This window comes from Amycolatopsis echigonensis (assembly GCF_014174495.1).
Taxonomy (GTDB): domain Bacteria; phylum Actinomycetota; class Actinomycetes; order Mycobacteriales; family Pseudonocardiaceae; genus Amycolatopsis; species Amycolatopsis echigonensis.
In genome coordinates this window covers 37,010-54,583 of the sequence record NZ_JACJHR010000039.1, presented here as the reverse complement: position 1 = coordinate 54,583, position 17,574 = coordinate 37,010, and the positions used below count along the sequence as shown (strand labels likewise).

General features: G+C 69.6%; 22 protein-coding genes. 4 read left to right on the top strand and 18 right to left on the bottom strand.

The features are described 5' to 3' along the window. Positions 1 to 6 precede the first annotated feature (6 nt). A complete protein-coding gene (locus H5411_RS25590; RefSeq protein WP_101439611.1) occupies positions 7 to 567 on the bottom strand; it encodes a hemerythrin domain-containing protein in 561 nt (186 codons plus the stop codon). A gap of 69 nt (positions 568 to 636) precedes the next feature. After that, a complete protein-coding gene (locus H5411_RS25585) occupies positions 637 to 1,104 on the bottom strand; it encodes a MarR family winged helix-turn-helix transcriptional regulator (RefSeq protein WP_101439610.1) in 468 nt (155 codons plus the stop codon). A gap of 75 nt (positions 1,105 to 1,179) precedes the next feature. Here H5411_RS25585 and H5411_RS25580 point away from each other — a divergent pair, with 75 nt between their 5' ends. After that, positions 1,180 to 2,040: an LLM class flavin-dependent oxidoreductase gene (locus H5411_RS25580; RefSeq protein WP_101439609.1), complete on the top strand. Its 861-nt coding sequence runs from the start codon at positions 1,180 to 1,182 to the stop codon at positions 2,038 to 2,040. A gap of 45 nt (positions 2,041 to 2,085) precedes the next feature. Here H5411_RS25580 and H5411_RS25575 read toward each other — a convergent pair whose 3' ends face one another. The 14 genes from H5411_RS25575 to H5411_RS25515 all read right to left on the bottom strand — a co-directional run bounded on the left by H5411_RS25575 (position 2,086) and on the right by H5411_RS25515 (position 15,219). Beyond that, positions 2,086 to 2,856 carry a maleate cis-trans isomerase family protein gene (locus H5411_RS25575; protein ID WP_101439608.1) on the bottom strand — a complete coding sequence of 257 codons (771 nt, stop codon included), beginning with the start codon at positions 2,854 to 2,856 and terminating at the stop codon, positions 2,086 to 2,088. Further along, positions 2,853 to 3,899, bottom strand: a complete 1,047-nt coding sequence (locus H5411_RS25570) for a M29 family metallopeptidase (protein WP_101439607.1) — start codon at positions 3,897 to 3,899, stop codon at positions 2,853 to 2,855. The genes H5411_RS25575 and H5411_RS25570 overlap by 4 nt, the downstream gene beginning before the upstream one ends. Positions 3,900 to 4,003: 104 nt before the next feature. Next, positions 4,004 to 4,882 carry an alpha/beta fold hydrolase gene (locus tag H5411_RS25565; protein ID WP_101439606.1) on the bottom strand — a complete coding sequence of 293 codons (879 nt, stop codon included), beginning with the start codon at positions 4,880 to 4,882 and terminating at the stop codon, positions 4,004 to 4,006. A 20-nt stretch (positions 4,883 to 4,902) separates the two neighbouring features. Next, positions 4,903 to 5,562, bottom strand: a complete 660-nt coding sequence (locus tag H5411_RS25560) for an isochorismatase family protein (protein WP_101439605.1) — start codon at positions 5,560 to 5,562, stop codon at positions 4,903 to 4,905. Further along, entirely contained in the window at positions 5,549 to 6,202 is a 654-nt protein-coding gene (locus H5411_RS25555; RefSeq protein ID WP_101439604.1) for an SRPBCC family protein, read from the bottom strand. The genes H5411_RS25560 and H5411_RS25555 overlap by 14 nt, the downstream gene beginning before the upstream one ends. Then, the gene (locus tag H5411_RS25550; protein WP_101439603.1) at positions 6,199 to 6,705 is read right to left on the bottom strand and encodes a (2Fe-2S)-binding protein; all 507 of its coding nucleotides are present in this window, start codon (positions 6,703 to 6,705) and stop codon (positions 6,199 to 6,201) included. The genes H5411_RS25555 and H5411_RS25550 overlap by 4 nt, the downstream gene beginning before the upstream one ends. Then, a complete protein-coding gene (locus H5411_RS25545) occupies positions 6,702 to 9,104 on the bottom strand; it encodes a xanthine dehydrogenase family protein molybdopterin-binding subunit (protein ID WP_183125256.1) in 2,403 nt (800 codons plus the stop codon). The genes H5411_RS25550 and H5411_RS25545 overlap by 4 nt, the downstream gene beginning before the upstream one ends. After that, the gene (locus tag H5411_RS25540) at positions 9,104 to 9,982 is read right to left on the bottom strand and encodes an FAD binding domain-containing protein (RefSeq protein ID WP_101439601.1); all 879 of its coding nucleotides are present in this window, start codon (positions 9,980 to 9,982) and stop codon (positions 9,104 to 9,106) included. Before H5411_RS25540 ends, H5411_RS25545 begins: the two co-directional genes overlap by 1 nt. A gap of 25 nt (positions 9,983 to 10,007) precedes the next feature. Then, positions 10,008 to 11,402 carry an MFS transporter gene (locus tag H5411_RS25535; RefSeq protein WP_183125255.1) on the bottom strand — a complete coding sequence of 465 codons (1,395 nt, stop codon included), beginning with the start codon at positions 11,400 to 11,402 and terminating at the stop codon, positions 10,008 to 10,010. Positions 11,403 to 11,442: 40 nt separating this feature from the next. Beyond that, complete coding sequence (locus H5411_RS25530; protein ID WP_183125254.1) at positions 11,443 to 12,711, bottom strand: FAD-dependent monooxygenase; 1,269 nt, start codon at positions 12,709 to 12,711, stop codon at positions 11,443 to 11,445. Positions 12,712 to 13,459: 748 nt separating this feature from the next. Then, entirely contained in the window at positions 13,460 to 13,960 is a 501-nt protein-coding gene (locus H5411_RS25525; RefSeq protein WP_183125267.1) for a MarR family winged helix-turn-helix transcriptional regulator, read from the bottom strand. 245 nt (positions 13,961 to 14,205) lie between these two features. Then, the gene (locus H5411_RS47105) at positions 14,206 to 14,532 is read right to left on the bottom strand and encodes an SDR family oxidoreductase (protein WP_220817444.1); all 327 of its coding nucleotides are present in this window, start codon (positions 14,530 to 14,532) and stop codon (positions 14,206 to 14,208) included. Positions 14,533 to 14,539: 7 nt separating this feature from the next. Further along, entirely contained in the window at positions 14,540 to 14,749 is a 210-nt protein-coding gene (locus tag H5411_RS47100) for a hypothetical protein (RefSeq protein WP_220817443.1), read from the bottom strand. A gap of 128 nt (positions 14,750 to 14,877) precedes the next feature. Beyond that, the gene (locus H5411_RS25515; RefSeq protein ID WP_183125253.1) at positions 14,878 to 15,219 is read right to left on the bottom strand and encodes a winged helix-turn-helix transcriptional regulator; all 342 of its coding nucleotides are present in this window, start codon (positions 15,217 to 15,219) and stop codon (positions 14,878 to 14,880) included. A gap of 131 nt (positions 15,220 to 15,350) precedes the next feature. Between H5411_RS25515 and H5411_RS25510 the strand changes: the two genes are divergently transcribed. Continuing rightward, positions 15,351 to 16,070, top strand: a complete 720-nt coding sequence (locus H5411_RS25510; protein ID WP_183125252.1) for an alpha/beta fold hydrolase — start codon at positions 15,351 to 15,353, stop codon at positions 16,068 to 16,070. On the opposite strand, the gene H5411_RS25505 is transcribed toward H5411_RS25510, so the two are convergent. Then, complete coding sequence (locus tag H5411_RS25505) at positions 16,067 to 16,543, bottom strand: SRPBCC family protein (RefSeq protein WP_183125251.1); 477 nt, start codon at positions 16,541 to 16,543, stop codon at positions 16,067 to 16,069. The two genes, H5411_RS25510 and H5411_RS25505, sit on opposite strands and share 4 nt — an antisense overlap. 167 nt (positions 16,544 to 16,710) lie before the next feature. On the opposite strand from H5411_RS25505, the gene H5411_RS25500 reads away from it, so the two are divergent. Next, entirely contained in the window at positions 16,711 to 16,893 is a 183-nt protein-coding gene (locus H5411_RS25500) for a hypothetical protein (protein ID WP_183125269.1), read from the top strand. Further along, on the top strand, positions 16,866 to 17,066 hold the full coding sequence (locus H5411_RS25495) for a nitroreductase family protein (RefSeq protein WP_246369210.1): 201 nt from the start codon (positions 16,866 to 16,868) through the stop codon (positions 17,064 to 17,066). The genes H5411_RS25500 and H5411_RS25495 overlap by 28 nt, the downstream gene beginning before the upstream one ends. A 7-nt stretch (positions 17,067 to 17,073) precedes the next feature. Here H5411_RS25495 and H5411_RS25490 read toward each other — a convergent pair whose 3' ends face one another. Continuing rightward, positions 17,074 to 17,490: a low affinity iron permease family protein gene (locus H5411_RS25490; RefSeq protein ID WP_183125250.1), complete on the bottom strand. Its 417-nt coding sequence runs from the start codon at positions 17,488 to 17,490 to the stop codon at positions 17,074 to 17,076. Positions 17,491 to 17,574 lie beyond the last annotated feature (84 nt).

The following is a 17,574-nucleotide window of genomic DNA, read 5'->3' as shown; positions in this document are numbered from 1 at the left end:
GTCCGGTCAGCTCTTCCGCCCGCTCAGCGCGTCGCGGATCTTGTCGACGAACGCCGCTCCCGGCGCGAGGATCAAATTCGCCGGCGGCTTGCTCGGCGCGGCCGGATGCGGCCGGGTCGGCGCGATCTTCTTCGCCGCCAGCACCTGCTCGCCCAGCTTGTCCAGCTCCTCGGCCGAACACGCCTCCCGCAGCCGCGGCAGCAGGTCGTTCTCCTCGTCCTTGATGTGGTGCCGGACGTCGGCGATGAGCTTGCCGAGCAGCTCCTCGTACTCCGGTTCCCCGGGGTTCTTGCGCTCGAGCTGCTTCATCACCTTCTCGGCCTCGGCGTGCTCCTCGATCTCGTGGTCGGCGATCTGGTCGCCGCCGTCGAGGTGCTTGCGCGCGGCCGGGTACATGTGCTGCTCTTCGGCGACGGAATGCCGGACCAGCTCGGCGATCACGTGGTCGACCACGTCTTTCCGGTTGCCCGCCTCGGGTTCCCTCTCGAGTTCGGCGAACACCCGCTCGACGTCGCGGTGGTCGTCGGTGATCACGGTGATCAGATCGGTTCGGGTGGGTGCGGCCATGCTGCCTCCTCGGGTGTCGGGAAACCTCCGGTTACCCGTTGCGCCGCACGGCAACCACCCGAAACGGAACTACTCTCCCGGCCCGGCCCCGGACCGCGCCCGGTCGTCCGCGACCACCACCCGCCGCAGCAGGGAAATCAGCGTTTCGCGTTCTCGGGCGGACAGTTCGGCAAGGAACGCGTCCTGCGAACGGCTGGCCTCGGCTTTCAGCTCCCGCGTCAGCGTCTTCCCGGCCTCGGTGAGCGTGACGCGCTGGCGCCGCCGGTCGTCCGGGTCGCGTTCGCGGCCGACGAGCTCCCGGCGCTCCAGTTCGTCCAGGTAGCCCACGAGGTGGCTGCGGTTGAGCCCAAGCCGGTCGGCGAGCGCGTGCTGCGCCAGCGGCCCGAAGTCGGAAAGACCGGCCAGCACGGCGAAATGCGGCAGCCGGAGGTCGTGCGCCTCGAGCGCGCTGACGAGCTCCCGGCGTCCGATCCGCGCGACGTGCCCGGCCAGGTACGAGGGCAGCGCGAGCAGGGTCGGCGGGCGCAGTTCGTCCATGCCCGGATCCTAGCCGCTGGACAGAACTAATGTCGTTAGGTAATCATGTCGTCATGACACGATTTCCGGCGACGCATGCCTGACTACGGCCACGACCTCCAGTTCGGCGTCGTCCTCCTGCCGGAAGCCGCCGACCCCGGCGCGGCGACCGCGCTCGCCGAAGCCGCCGACACCGCCGGGCTCGAGCTGCTCAGCGTGCCGGACCGTCCGTACCGGCCGGATCTGCTCGACGCGTGGACCGTGCTGAGCGTCCTCGCGGCGCGCACCGAGCGGGTGCGCGTGTTCCCCAACGTCGCCAACCTGCCCCTGCGCCCGCCCGCGGTGCTCGCGCGCTCGGCGGCGAGTCTCGACCTGCTCAGCGGCGGCCGCGCCGAACTCGCCCTCGGCGCGGGCGCGTACTGGGGCGACATCGCCGCCCAAGGCGGTCCGCGGTACACCCCCGGCGAAGCCTTCGACGCGCTCACGGAAGCAATCGAAGTCGTCCGTGCACTGTGGACACCCGGGCCGCCGGCCAGCGTGTCCGGCTCGCATCACCGGCTCGCCGGCGCTCCGCCGGGCCCGTTCCCCGCACACCGGATGGAGCTCTGGCTCGGCGCGCTCGGCCCGCGGACGCTGCGCCTGATCGGCCGGTCCGCGGACGGCTGGCTGCCGAGCATGACCCGCGTCCCGCCGGAGCGCCTGCCCGCCGCGAACGCGCTCATCGACGAAGCGGCCCGGAAGGCGGGCCGGTCCCCCGCCGAGATCCGGCGGCTGTACAACCTGCCGGGGATTCCGTCCGGCAGCACCGGCGAATGGGCGGACCAGCTCGCCGAACTCGCGCTCACGCACGGGATGAGCGCGTTTCTCCTGTCCGCGGACTCCGCCGACGCCATCCGGCTGTTCGCCCGGGAGGTCGCGCCGCGGGTCCGCGAACGGGTGGCCGCCCGCCGTCGGTAACCGGCGAATCCCGAGGACAGACCAGCCTGGCCTCGGGATTCCGCGCTAGGCAGCCTTCGCCGCCGACACCTTCCCGCTCAGCAAATGCCCCGCCCCCGGCACCTCCGGCTTGAGACCGAGCTCGCCGAGGATCCGGAACGTCGTGGCCGTGGCCGCCGACAGCACCGGGATGCCCACCGCGTCCTGCACCGGCTGGATCGACGGCAGCGACGGCATCTGCACGCACGCCGACAGCACCAGCGCGTCCGCCCGCGACAGGTCCAGTTTCCGGTAGTGCTCAAGCAGATCCGCCGGGTCGAGCCGCGCCACCGCCAGGTTGTCCGGCACCTCCAGCGAGAGCGAGTCGACCACCTCGACGCCCGCGTCCTCCAGGTACTCGACGACCGCCTGGGTCAACGGCTTCATATACGGCGTCACGATCGCGACCCGCTTCGCCTCCAGCGCGGCGATCCCGGACAACAGCGCGCCCGCGGACGAAACCACCGGCGCATCCGAGCCCTCCGCGCGCAACGCCGACCTGATCGACTCCTCGGCGGTGCAGTGATAACCCGGTCCCTGGGCCATGATCGCGACCAGACACGCGGTCGCCACGACGCCCGGCCGCGCGTCGGCCAGTTCCGTCGCCGCGCGTTCCGCCTGGGCGTTCATCGCGCGCAACTGCTCCGGTGTCACGTGCTGCATGCGCGCGCGGGCGGAGTGGAAGACGAACCGGTCCTCCGGGTACCGCTCCTCGCGGGCACGCAGCATCCGCGGCAGCTCGGTTTCCATGGTCAGGTTGGAGCTCGGGACGATCATCCCGATGTGGTGGTCGGTCATCGCTTCGCCGCCGGGCGCATGTCCTTCACGGTCAGCTCGCCCGCGTCGACGATCAGCTCGTCGTCGAGGTACAGGCTGTTGCCGCGCATCGGGATGTCGAAGTGGCAGGCCGTGTCGTTCGGGCCGCCGAGTTCGTTGTTCGGGCCGATCGAGAACATGACATTGCCGTAGAAGCTCCGCAGTTCCATGCCCATGCCGCCGGGGAACTGGGTCAGGCCGTGCCAGTGCGCCCGCTCGTCGAGGCCCCAGCCGACGTGCGACATGCCGTAGCCACGCGGGTCGTGGAAGGACTCGATGTAGCTGCGCAGCAGGTCGGCGTCGAGGCCGGACGAGCCCGCGCCGCCGCGGATGTCCTGGATGAAGCCCTTTTCGATGGTCAGCTCGACCGGCGTCTGGACATAGGTGTTGAACGGCAGCAGCACGTCGCCGGGCGCGAGCACGATCTTGCCGTCCACGCCGTCGTCGGAACCGCCGGTGAACACGAACGCCGCCGGCCAGTGGTCCCAGCGGCCCGGCTGGTCGGTGTAGCCGTACTCGCTCATCGTCGGGTACACGCCCAGCTGGTAGGTCACGTCCGTCCCGTGCGGGCTGGTGATCCGCATGGTCTTGGCCTTGGCCAGCAGTTCCGCGCCGATCTCGACGCGCTCGCGCAGTTCCTTCGTCGGCATCAGCCGGGCCAGCAGCTCGGGCGGTTCGACGGCGGTCAGGATCCGGGTGCCGGCGGCCTGGATCGCGAACTGCTCCTCGCTGAACAGCAGGAACGTGCAGTCCACGACCATGTCCGCGGCCTTCAGCGCCTCGACGGCGAGCGGCAGCTGGTCAAGGCCGGAATCCCCGACCGCCCACGCGCCGGACGCGCTCGCCGGCGACGGCAGCCGCATGTGGTAGGTCGCGGCACCGAGCTGCTGGGCGGCCCAGAGGAAGGCATCCGCGTACTCCGCGCGCTCGGCGCCGCGCGTCAGCACGACGACCGTCTCCCCCTCGTGCACGCCCGAAAAAGTCAGCTGGCGCAAGCAGATGTCGTTGAACAGGTTCTGGTCCATGGCGACCTCCTTTATTGTCCGAATACGGATTATCCGAGTACGCGTAATGTGCCGACGGTCCGTGAAGGACTCCTTGAGGGAATCAGATTCCCTCAAGGAGTCCTTCACGGCACGGCGGGTGAGCGCGCGGCGAGCAGGTCTTGCAACGCCGACCGCAGCGCCTGCAGGGCGGGCTCCGGCTCGTCCCAGAAGATCATGTGCCCGGCGTTCTCGATGCCCACGAGCGGATGCGCGGGGTTGGCTTCAGCCAGCGCGGCGACGTCCTCCGGCGTCACCACGGGACTGTCCTTTCCGAACAGCAGGACCGCCGGTCCGGTCAGTTTCTCCCACAGGGGAAGGAATTCCTCGGACTCGAACCCGGCGTGCGTCGCGGCGATCGCGGTCCGGGAGCACGACGCGAGCCAGCCGGCGCGCAGTTCCTGTTCCCGGCGCGGCCACCGGGGCCAGGAGGCGGCGACCTCGTCCGCGTCGCTACCGCGCCGGGCTTGGTCCAGCTGCGCGGCGAAAGTGTCCAAAGTGGTCGGATACGGCCGGTCCGCGTGGCTCATCGGCGGGTCCGCCAGGATCGTGCCGTGCGCGGAACTCGCGGCCTTCGCGGCGATCCGCGCACCCATCGAGTGGCCGAGCAGCACCGGATCGGACAGCTGCAGCTGGTCGATGACGGCGTCGACATCCGAGGCGTAGGCATCGAGGTCGTAGCCGTGCAACGGCCCGGCGCCGGGCGCGTCGTCGGACAGGCCGCGGCCGCGGATGTCGAGCACCAGCGGGCGGACCAGGTCGGTCAGCTCGCGGGCGACGAAGTCCATGGTGATCGCCGGGCTGGTGATCCCGGGCAGGACCACGAGCGGGACGCCGTCGGCCGGGCCGTAGTCGAGGACGTGCAGCCGGACGGAACCGGACCGCACCCAGACGCTCGTCGCCGGGACGTTCGCCAGTTCGGCGAGCGCGGGCTGGGTCAGCACCCGGTCGGACACTGCGGACATGCGGGAACTCCTTCCGGGGTTCAGCGGGCCTTGGCGAGCAGCTCGACGCCCTCGCCCAGGTCGATCACGTCGGCGTATTTGGCTTGCAGGTCGAAGAGAGCGGCGTCGTGCGGTCCGCGCGCCCGGTCGCCGCAAGCGTCGCGGACGACGAGTGTGTTGAAGCCGGACTGGACAGCGTCGACTGCCGTCGCTCGTACGCACCCAGAGGTCGTCGCGCCACAGACCAGCACGGTGTCCGCGCCCAGGCCGGTGAGCAGCGCGGCGAGGCCCGTTCCGTGGAACGCGGATGCACCCTTTTTGACGATCAGGTGGTCGGTGTCGTGCCGTTCCAGCCGAGGGTCGAGCGCGACTTCGGCGCTTCCGTCGCGCAGGCTGCGCATGCCGGGAGCTTTGCGCAGCCAGGCGATCGCGTCGCCGTCCGCCTCCGCTGGGGTGTAGCTGATCGCGGTGCAGACGACCGGAGCCCCGCTCTCGTGCGCGGCCCGGACCAGCGTGTCAGCTGCTTCGACTTCGGCGGAAAGGTCCGCGCCGGAAGGGAATTCCGGTTCGGTGAAGCCGCGGGTCAGGTCGACCACGACCAGCACCGGCGAGGTCCCTCTCGGCACCGCGGCGCCGAAACCCGCGCGGGCATAGGTCTGGTCCGTCTCTGCGCCGTGCAGTCCGTTTTCAGGCGCGTTCACGCAGCAGCTCCTTGATCAGTTTGTTCTGCGACCGGATCCGGCCGAGCAGCCAGCCTTGGAACAGCCCCAGCGCGCCCGCCGCGACGACGGGGAGATAACGCTTGGCACCAGGCGGGAGCAGCATCGCCAAGCCGTCGAGCGAATCCGAGGCAGGCGCGGTGGCGGTCGCCGCTGCCGCCGGAGCCGGTGCGCTTCCGCCGTTTTCCAGCAGCGCACCGAGATTCTGCGCGAACTGCTGCAGGATCCGGTTCGACACCGTGCTGATCGCGCCCTTGCCGAACTGCGCGATCTTGCCCCGCACCACGAGATCGGTGCGCAGGTTCAGCGACGAACCCTTCGGACCGGGCACCAGGGTCAGCGTGACGTCCGCTTCCGCGTCGCCGTTGCCGTGGCTGTCCGCGCCCCGCGCCGACAGCCGCAGCCGGCGCTCGGCCTCGGCGATCTCGGTGAACCGGACCTTGCCCGCGTACGCGGCGCTGACCGGGCCGACCTTGAACTTGACCCTGCCGAGGTAGGACTCGCCGTCCCGGCCCTCCAGCACCGCGCCGGGCAGGCAGCCCGCGACCCGCTCGACGTCGTTGAGCAGCGCGAACACCGTGTCCGGATCGCCGGGAAGGTCAAGGGTGTTCTCGAGAATCATCGGACGGCGTCCTCTTTCCTGCCGGATTCGGTGGAGCGCTGCGCGGCGGTGGCCTCGATCGCGTCCACAATGGTCTGGTACCCGGTGCAGCGGCACAGGTTCGACGACACCGTCTCCCGGATCTGCTCCCGCGTCGGCGACGGTTCCTGGGCCAGGAATCCTTCGGCGAGCATCAGGAATCCGGGCGTGCAGAAGCCGCACTGCAGCCCGTGGTGTTCCGAAAACGCCTGCTGCAAGTCGTTCGGCTCCTCCGGGGTGCCGAGATCCTCGACGGTCCGGATCGCGCAGCCTTCCGCCTGCACTGCGTACATCAGGCAGGCGCGCACCGGTTCTCCGTCGACCAGGATCGTGCACGCTCCGCACACACCGTGCTCGCAGCCGACGTGCGTGCCGGTGAGCCCCACGTGGTGCCGGAGCACGTCGAGCAGCGTCCATCGCGGTTCGACGAGCAGTTCGTGCTCCTCGCCGTTGACGGTCAGGACGATCAGCTGTTTGTCGGTCATGCTCCGGTTCCCGCTTTCTCCCGGTCGGCCAGGTCAGTCACAGCGAGCGCGGCGAGGACGGCCTCAGGGTGGATCGGGGTCTGCTCCAACTGGACCCCGGTGCGCCAGAGGAGGTCGTTGACCGCGTTCAGGACCGCGGCGGGCGCGCCGATCGTGCCGCCCTCCCCGGCTCCCTTCGCGCCGCTTTCGGTGAAGGCGCACGGGGTTTCGAGATGGTCGACGGTGATGTCGGGAATCTCCGCGGCGGTCGGCACGAGGTAGTCGATGAAACTCGCCGCCGACGGTTCGCCGTTCTCGGCGTAGGTGACCTCCTCGAACAGCGCGCCAGCGATGCCCTGCGCGATCCCGCCGCGCGCCTGCCCGTCGACCACCTTCGGGTTGATCACCACGCCGCAGTCCTCGACGCAGGCGTAGCGGAGGATTTTCACCTGGCCGGTGCCCGGGTCGGCTTCCACCACGACCGCGTGCGTGGCGTTCGAGAACGTCCCGTCGCCGGGGACGTCGAACGCCGCGGTGGCGGTGAGCGTCGGCTCGGCCTCCTTGGGCAGCAGGTGGCTGCGCAGGTACGCGACGTCGGCGATCTCCTCGAAGGAAAGCCGCCGGCTGGGGTCGTCGAGCTGGATCACGCCGCCGTCGCCGTCGAGGCCGACGTTCTCGACGCGGGTGTCCAGCAGATGCGCCGCGATCACGCAGAGCTGCTCGCCCAGCCGGGTCGCCGCGGTCGCCACGGCGGAGCCGCCGATGGTCACCGAGCGCGACGCGAAAGTGCCCCAGCCGTAGGAGATCCGCTCGGTGTCGCCCTGGCGCAGCTTGACCTTGGCGAGGTCGACGCCGAGGCGTTCCGCGACGATCTGCGCGAACGTCGTCTCGTGGGACTGCCCGTGGTTGATCGTGCCGCTCGTGACCACGATCGAACCGGTGAGGTCCATCCGGATCTCGCTCACGTCGAACCCCGGGACGACGGTCATCTTCCGCTTCGCGAACGCCTCCGAGCCGTAGCCGGTGCGCTCGGAGAAGCAGCTGTAGCCGATGCCGATATACGGGTTCTTCTCGCGCAGCTCGTACCAGCCCTCGTCGCGGAGGATCTTCTCGCCCAGCTCCAGCGATTCGAGGTAGCTGCCGGGGTCGTAGGTCACCTTGTTGATGCCCACGTACGGGAATTCGGTGATCACGTTGCGGCGGCGGATCTCGACCGGGTCGAGGCCGAGCCGACGCGCGGCCAGGTCCATGATCCGCTCCATCACCATGACGTACTGCGGACGGCTGACCCCGCGGTACGGCGCGGTCGGCGCTTTGTTGCTCGTGATCGCTCTTGCCCGCACCCGATAGGCCGGCACCCGGTACACCGACGGCATTTCCGCCGCTGCCATCAGCGGTTCGATGCCGACGGTGAACGGATAGCACGAGTACGCGCCCATGTCGCACACGATGTCGGACTCCAGCGCGGTCAGTTCGCCGTCCGGAGTGAACGCGGCGCGCGTGCGGTAGCGCTGCTCGCGCGCCAGGAAGCCGGACGCGAGGGCTTCGCTGCGATCCTCGATCCATTTGACCGGACGCCGCAACAGTTTCGCCGCCGCCGCGACGGCGATTTCCTCCCGGCCCACCACGCATTTCTGCCCGAAGCCGCCGCCCATGTCCGGGACCACGACGCGCACTGAACGCTCCGGGATCCGCAACGACCGCGCCAGCACGGTACGGACCTGGTGCGGCACCTGGCTGCACGTCTGGACGAGGAGCTGCTCGTCGCGGTCGTCCCAGGACGCCACCGCGCCGCGCGTCTCGAGCGGCAGCGCGTTCTGCCGTCCGCTGCGGGTGACGAGTTCGATCACGCACCCGTCCGCGAACGCTTCGTCCACGCCCGGGGTGTCGAACGCCGTGACATCGAGCAGCACGTTGCTCGGCGCGTCCTCGTGCACCAACGGCGCATTCTCGGCGAGCGCTGTTTCCTCGGAGACGACAGCGTCGAGGACCTCGTAACTCACCTGAGCGGCCTCGATGCCGTCCTCGACCGCGTACGGATCCTTCGCGATGACCAGCGCGATCGGCTCGCCGACGAACCGGACCTTTCCGCGCGCGAGGATCGGCATCGTGGTCGGGGTGAACTCCTCGGGCGGGCGGTCCAGCAGCGCGACCATGTCGCCGAGCTGGAGGTCTTCCGCCGAGTACGCGGCTACGACGCCGTCCACCTCGCGAGTGGCGCTGAGGTCGAGTCCGGTGATCTTGCCGTGCGCGACGGTCGCGCGCACGAACCCGGCGTGCAGCATGCCGTGGAGGTGGATGTCGTCCACGAACCGCCCCCGACCGGTGACCAGCCGCGGGTCCTCGCGACGGCGCACGGACGCGCCGATCCACTTGCCGCCCCGGCCGTCGAACCGGGGTTCTTCGGGCGAACTCGCCATCACCGCTCTCCCTTTTCCCACGCCTGGCCCAGGCTCCGTGCCACCAACGTCCTCGTCAGCGCACGCCGGTAGTCCGCACTCCCCTGCGCGTCACTCCGCGGGTCGATCGCCTCCGCCGCCGCCCGCCCGCACGCGGCGAACAACTCCGGTCCCGGTTCGCCGTCCGCCAGCACCGCCTCGGCTTCCGGAACCCGCATCGGTGCGGGCGCGACCCCGCCGAGCACCACCCGGCCGCCTTCCAGCGATCCGTCCGCGCGAGGCTCGAGCGTCACCGCCGCGGCGACCGTCGCGAAATCCCCGGCACGGCGGGAAAACTCGGTCAACGCGGCCTTCGGCGCCGCCCGGGTGAACCGGACCTCGGTGACGACCTCGTCCGCCTCCACCGCGGTCGCGTAGAAGCCGTAGAACATCTCCCCGGCCGGGATTTCACGGCGGCCGTCCGGGCCTTCGGCGACGATCACCGCGTCCAGCAGCAGCGCGAGCATGCACCACTCCGCAGTGGAGTCGCCGTGCACGAGACTGCCGCCGACCGTGCCCCGGGACCGGATCGGCAGGTGCCCGACGTACCGCATCGCCTCCGCCAGCACCGCGAAACCCGGGCCGAGCGCGGCCAGCTCGACCTGGCGGTGCGTCGTCATCGCGCCGATGCGGAGCGCCGGACCGGTCCGCGCGATCTCGGTCATCCCCGGCAGGTCCCGCAGCCGCCCGAGGTCGACCAGGTCGCTCGGGCGGGCCAGGCGGAAGCTCATCATCGGCATCAGGCTCTGCCCGCCCGCGATCGCTTTCGGCTCCCGCCCTCGCCCGGCGAGGTCGGAAAGCAGGCCGACGGCGTCGGCGACGTCGTGCGCCCGGTGGTAGGCGAACGCGGCGGGCTTCATGCGATTCCCTTTCTGCGGCGGCGGATCAGACTGCGTCCATTTCGGACTGGTGCGGCGCGGGCGCGGTCTCGTCGGCGATCCGGTCCAGCTCCCGGCCCCGGGTTTCCGGCGCGCAGAAGACCATGAACACCACGGCCCCGACGACGAGCAGGCCGAGCAGCGTGAACGTCAGCGGCAGCCCGAGCACCGGCCACAGCACGCTGCCGAACAGCAATGGCGCGAACCCGGTGACCGCTCGGCTGGACGACGACGCCCAGCCGAAGCCCGACGCGCGCAGCTCCGTCGGGTACAGCTCGGATACGAACGCGTACATCACCGGAATGACCACCAGCGAGAACAGCCCGAACGCGCCGATCGCCACCACCGCGGCCCCGGCCGACCCGAGCACCAGCGAGAAAATCACCAGCGTGACCGCAGCCAGCGGCCCGGCCGCGGCGATCACCCGCTTGCGGCCGATGCGGTCCACCAGCAACACCGCCACCACGACGCCGACGATACCGAGCGCGTTCATCAAAGTGGTCGAAGCGAACGCGGCGATCTCCCCGAAGCCCTGCGCCTTGAGGATCGAAGGCATCCAGCTCAGCGCGGCGTAGTACACCAGCATCACGGTGATGAACAATGCCCAGGCGACCCCGGTGACCTTCGGGTTGTACGCCCAGACCCGCCGCAGCTGATCGGCCGCCGCGAACACCCCGCCGGCACGCTTGTCTTCCTGGATCGCCGCCGGGATCCGGTACTGCTCCTTCGGCGCGCCCGTGCGTTCGACGAGATCGTCGATCACCAGCCGGGCCTCGGCCTCGCGCCCCTTGCGGACCAGATACAACGGCGATTCCGGAACCCCGCGCCGTGCCCAGAACAGCAGCACCGCGGGCAGGATCATCAGCACCAGCATCCACCGCCAGTTCCCGGAAACCGGAACCAGCAGTGTCGCCGACGCCCCCGCCAGCGTGGTGCCGACCGGCCACCAACCGTCCATTGCGGACAGTACGCGCCCCCGTTGCTTGCGCGGCGAGAACTCGCTGACAATCGCGTAGTCCACCGGGATGCAGCCGCCGAGCCCGACTCCCGCGAGGAACCTCAGCAGCAGGAACACCTCGATGTTCGGCGACAACGCCGCGAACACCGAGAAGAACGCGAACAACAGCAACGTGATGCTGAACGCCCGCTTGCGGCCGATCCGGTCCGCGACCGTCCCCCAGGCGACCGCCCCCACCGCCATGCCGATCAGATTGGCCGTGGCGACAAACCCCCGCTGCGTGGCCGACAGCCCGAATTCCGTGCCCACCAACGGGGTGAGGAATCCGTTCAGCGCCACGTCCCAGGCGTCGAACATGTAGCCGAGCCCGCCGATGAGGAAGATCTTGCCCTGGACGCGCCAGCGCCACGGCAAGTCTTGGACCACCTGGTCTCCGGTACGCATAGCTTTGCTCCTTTGCGAAAGTCTGCGTGGGCCGTTCGTGCTATCGGGCGAACTGGTAGTGGATGGATTCGTTGTCCGGGTCGTTGAGCGGGGTCCCGTTCCACAGCCAGTCGTAGGACACATCGGACTCGCCGTCGAAACTCCGCAGCTTTTCGTCGCGCTCGCGCTGCTCCGGACCGTCCGGCAAGTGGTAGAAACTCATGTTCCGCAGGGACGCGTCCTGCACCATCCCCGCGTGCTTGGCGCGGCGGTGCACATACCGGGTCAGCGCGCTGTCGATCCCTTCGCGGGTCGCCTGCCCCAGCTCTTCGGCGAGAACCGCGCCGTCCTCCATCGCCTGCGACGCACCTTGCGCCTGGTACGGCAGCATTGCGTGACAAGCGTCCCCGAGCAACGCGACGCGCCCGTCCACCCACACCGGATCGCGGCGGCGCCGGTACATCGCCCAGACCGAGACGTCGTCCTTGGCCTTCGACAGCATCGTCGGCACGCGGTCGTCCCAATCGGAATACTCAGCCGCGAGCTGCTCCGCGCTGGCCGGCGCACTCCAGTTCTTCTCGACCTCCTCCGTGCACGGCACGATCGCCACCACGTTCAAATAGTCGCCGCCGCGAATCATGTAGTGGACCAGATGCTTGTCCGGCCCGTACCAGATCGTCGAATGGTAACGGTCGACCAGGAACCGCGTCGCCGGATCCGCCGCGATCGAATCGCCCGGAATCAGCGCCCGATACGCCATCTCGCCGGAAAACGCGAGAGTATCGTCGAACCCGGCGAGATCCCTTACCGCGGAACGGATCCCGTCCGCCCCGACGACAACGTCGCCCTCGAACCTGCGCCCGTCCTCGGCAATGACGGCGGGCCGCTCCGGATTCCCGCGATCGAGATCGACCACCTTCGCCGCCGTCGCGACCTTCACGACCGGCCCGGCCCCGTCGGGATCAACGCACGCCCGCAAGAGAACGGAATGCAAATCCGCCCGGTGGTAATGCCAGTACGGCGCCCCGTACTTGTCGACGACCCGCTGCCCGAGCGGCAACTGCGCGATAATGCTGCCGTCGGCCCACCGCCGCCGCACCTGATCCTGCGGTTCGCACCGAACCTTCTGCAGCTCGGGCCGCAACCCCAGCCCGATCAGGATCCGGCTGGCATTGGGCGCGGTCTGAATCCCCGCCCCGATCTCCCCGAGCTGCGGCGCCGCTTCGACCACCGTGACCCGCAACCCGCGCTGCCGCAACGACAAGGCAGCACAAAGCCCGCCCAACCCGCCCCCGGCGACCACTACCTCGAAAGACTGACTCGCCGCCACCCGCTGACCTCCTACCGCTAGCTCGACCCGTCACCCGGATGCGGTTAATCCGAACACGGATTATCCGAACACGCAATAGTCTCGGGAGAATTTTCGGGACGATCAGGCGCCGCGGGCGCGGTGGGTGCCGGACCAGTCACCGAGCGAGGCGGCACAGCGGTTTTCGCGGGACCGTTCAGGCAGAGTTCTCGACAGGCAGTCGCGACCTGGAAACCCCTGGACGGTACACAGCGCTGCCGAGACAGTCGCCCCCATGCCGACCCAGCACGCCGCACTCGAGTTGGTGCCGCACCCAGGCCGATGCCAGCGCAGCCCGCCTCGACCGGAATCCCCCGACATCCCGCTCACCGCCGGTGCCGCTCCGCGAGAACGGGCTCCCCCTGAGCCGCGAAACGCCAAGCCCACCACCGAACAGCACCCCTCTGGACGGCGAGGCGATCCATGAGAGGAACCTTCACGGACTCAGATCCCCAAGGAGCCCTTCACGCAGCAACACCCGACCGCAGCCAACCCACCCAAGCAGTGAACCCCGCCCAACCGCAGCCAACGCACTCAACAGATCCAGGCACCCACACCACCCCCGCACCCCGATACGAAGCCTCCCTGCGGTCTGGGGGTGCTTGTCAAGGCATCTTTCCCGCCTTGACAAGCACCCCCAGACCGTCAGCACACTCGGGCTTCGGGGTGCCCCACGCAACCCCCACCTGCAATGTCGCCGCCAGGCGACGAGCCGATCGCCCCAAAACCGTCAAATCTCCGGACGCTCAGCAACCGCCTCCCACAGCGCCCCCAATTCATTCAGCATCCCCGCGATCTCCGCCCGCCGCTCCTCCGGGCATCCCGCCAGCAACGCCTGATCCAGCTTCCGCGTCCGCCGGGTCACCTCTCGAAACGCGGCCAACCCGTCCTCCGTCAACGTCAGCACCTTCGCCCGCGCGTCATGCGGCGCGGGCCCCCGTGCGATCAGCCCCCGATTCTCCAACCGGCGGCACACATCAGCCATCGTCGACGTATCCAGCGCCACCGCCTTGGCCAACGCGGTCTGGTCGAATCCGGGATAAGCCCGCACCGCCGACAGCACCGCGAACTGCGGCCCGGTCAGCACCGAATCGACATGCCGATTCCAAGCCGCCAAATACGCCTGGTACAGCCGCCGAGCCCCGTACCCCGGCGCCGCGGCGAGATCCGCCGGCGCCTCCAGGCTCACCCGACGCCCCGCCCGCGAGCCGCCTTTCGCTGACCCACCCACTGCTGTCGACATCCCTCGACCTTAACTACGCACCCGCGCCGCAGCAGCCCGTCCGGCCCGCCGAAGCCTGTCCCCGCATCCCTGCCCGCCCAGGATAGTACGTCCTCGGACAAATTCCGGCTCGGGCACACGCAGCTCAGGCAGCGTCCCTCAATTTCCGGTCAAACCGGACAGGCCGCAGCCGCCAGTCGAGTACAGAACGGCGAAACTCGCCCAACCCTCTGCCGGAACGAGGTGGGACGCGTTCACCTAGCGGCAAGCGGGATTTCCGGCACCGGCACAAGATTCGCCGGGCGACCGGCCTGCATAACCCCCGCGCCTCCGGTCTCGCCGCTCGCCAGGATCGTCTCCACGGCCGTCGCGGCTTCGGCGGGCTCGGCGATCCGAAGCCCGGCTTTCTCCAGCGACGAACGGAATCCCGCGAGGACCGGCGTGTCCACCAAGCCGGGGCAGAGAGCGTTGATCCGGACGCCGTCCGAGCCGAGCTGCGGCGCGGCCGACCGGACCAGGCCGATCAAGGCGTGCTTGCTGGTCGCGTAGAACAGGTCCGGCGAACCGGTCAGTCCGGCCAACTCGCCGTCACGACGACCGACCCCTCGCCCTGGCGGCGCACCAATGGCAAGCACGCAGGCCGTACCCCACATCGTCCACATTGGTCCGCCTGCTGTCCCGATAGGACGGTTCGGTGAAATCGGCCAGTCCGAACCGTCCGGGGACGCCCGGGTCGAGCAACCCGACGTCCAACCGCCCGAACTCTTCCGCCGCGACGACATCGTGGCCACCCCGCATTCCGGCGACGTCGACGCGGCGCTGGCCCGCAGTGAGATCGACGCGTCCGGATCACCGGAACGCCGCGGTTCGAGGAGCGCCGGCTGGCCGCCGTCGCCGCGCCAGTTCAGAGAGCCAGCCAATCCCGTTCAGCGAGCGTCGTAGTCCGCGCGCGCCTTTTCGATTTTCGCCAAATGCTCGACGCTCCACTCCAGCAAGGGCGCGGTCGCCTCGCGAAGGGTCCGGCCCATCGCCGTCAGCTCGTAGGAAACGTGCGGCGGCATGACATTGTGGACAGTCCGCGTGAGAATCCCGTCGCGTTCCAGGTCCCGCAGCGTGACCGTGAGCATCCGCTGGCTGATCCCCTCGATTTCCCGTTTGAGCTCAGTGAACCGCCGCGGGCCGTCGCGCAGCATGCGGACGATCAGCAGCGCCCATTTGTCCCCCACGATCTCGAGGACCACTCGGGTCCGGCACACCTCGTCGGCCATGGTTACCTCCGGAGAACCGGGGCACTAATTAGTGCCTTATTGCCCGCCGCGGCGCGGACTATCACGATGGTTATCAAACAGTACCGGGTTACTGCAGGTAACCACGAATCCCGAGAACGAGGAACCCTGAGATGACGACGTTCGTACTGGTCCACGGCGCCTGGCACAGCGGCCGGGCCTGGGACCGGGTGGTCCCGCTGCTGGAATCGGCCGGGCACCGGGTGCTCGCGCCCTCCCTGACCGGCTACGGCGACAAGAAACACCTGCTCAGCCCTGAAATCGGGCTCGACACCCACGTCCAGGACATCGTGGACGTGCTCCGCGGCGAGCAGGACGTGGTCCTGGTCGGACACAGCTACGCCGGGCTGGTCGTCTCGTCGGCCGCGAACGAGGTGCCGGACCGGGTCGCCGAGCTGGTCTACCTCGACGCGATGGTGCCCGAGGACGGCGAAACCGCGGTCGACGTCCAGCCGGTCAGCCAGAGCCTGATCGACCTCGCCCAGCAGCACGGCGACGGCTGGCGCGTTCCGCCGCTGCCGGAGCGGCCCGCGCCGTTCGGGCTCTTCGGCGTCACCGATCCGGCCGACCTCGAATGGCTGCGCGGAATGCTCTCCGACCAGCCGGTGCGCTGCCTGCAGCAGCCGGTGCGGCTGGACAACCCGGCCGCGCGAGCGATCCCGCGCACGCACATCCACTGCGTCGGCACGACCCCGAAGGGCATCGTCCGCCGTCCCGTCCCCGCGATCCAGCCGAACGGGACGCCCTCGCAGGTGTGGGAGCTGCCGACCGGGCATGACTGCATGATCACGATGCCGGTCGAGCTGAGCGAACTCCTGCTGAAGCTCGCCTAGCCGGCGGCGCACAACTCGGCCAGGTGGCGCAAGGAGCCGTCCAGGTGGCCGGGACCGAACGGCGGGAACTGGATGCCGCGGTCGCGGACGAACTGCGGCACGGCCGACCAGTCGTAGGACAGCGTCACCTCGGTCCCGGCCGGGCCGAGCGGTGCCAGGTCGTACCGCCAGAGCCAGCCGCCGAACTCCAGTTCGCCGTCGCCTTTCCGGTAGCCGGTCACCCAGCCGATGGCTCGCGCCGGGTCCAGGACCTCCACTTTGTTGACCGTCTCGTAGTCGCCGTCCGGGTGGTCGGCGTGGTGCATGCCCATGCGGAAGAGCTGGCCGGGCGCGGCGAGCGGGGCGTGGTCGACCGCGGCCTGGACCCAGCCGGTGCCGTCGATCGCGGCGTGCGCGGCCGGATCCGCCAGCACCGCGAAGACCTGCTCGGCGGACGTGGCGATGGTCAGCGTGGCGCTCACTTTTTCGGTCATGACGGCCTCTCCTCGTCTTCCCCGGCCCGGCGTGGAGCCGCTCTTGCCTACGCCACGAATTCGGCGCCGCCGTTTCGACACCCGAGGACGCATGAGCAGAAAGTTGCCCAGTGGGCACGTTTGTGGCTACCTTGGGAGGACGTCTCCTGGGGGAAGGGCGTCCTGCCATGCCGAGAACCGCCGCGGCGGAAGAAACCGGCCCGTTCACCCGGCGCGCCAAGATCGGCATCGCCACCGCGCTGCCCCGCATCGCCGCGGACCTCGGCGGGCCGGGATCGATGACCTGGATCGTCACCGCCTACGCACTGGCGATCGCGGCGCGTTGTACGGCGCACTGCGGATCGGTTTAGACGACCACGAGGCGCGTGCTGCCTACTACGCCGAGAGCCCGCGCTTCTACGGCACCCCGCACGTCGCGCTGCTGTTCGGGATCTCGTTCGGCTACGCCGGCCGCGCCGCACCGGTCAACCGGTTCTCGGTCGGGCGCGCCCCGCTCGCGGAGACCACCCGGTTCGACGCCTGAACCGGGTTCACGCCGAGCTTTCCCGGTCCTCCAGCCCGACCGCGCGCCGCAGTTCCCGGCGGTCCCGGCCGACGTCCGGATCGTCGCCGCCGACGTGCTCCATCAGGTCGCTCAGCCCGTCGGCGATCGCGTTCAGCTTGTGCTGCACCGCTTCGTCGGCCCGCTTCTGCGTGTTCTGCAGCAGCGCGACGAGAAGAAAGGTGACGATCGAGGTCAGCGTGTTGATCACCAGCTGCCAGGTGTCGACCGTGCCGAACACGAAAATCGACGGCGCCCACACCACCACCAGCAGGACGCACGCGACGAAAAACCAGGCGTGCGACACGTAACCGCTCGTCGTCGTCGCGAACCGGTCGAACCAGGAGAGCCGCTGCGGGACGTCGCTCGGCATCACCGCGCCGTGCGGACGATCGTCGTTGCCCATCAAGCCTCCTTCGCGGTCTGCCGGTCGCCGCGCCGGATACCCGCCGGCCTCAGCGGGAAACGCCGCGCTGCCGGGAAAGGACCG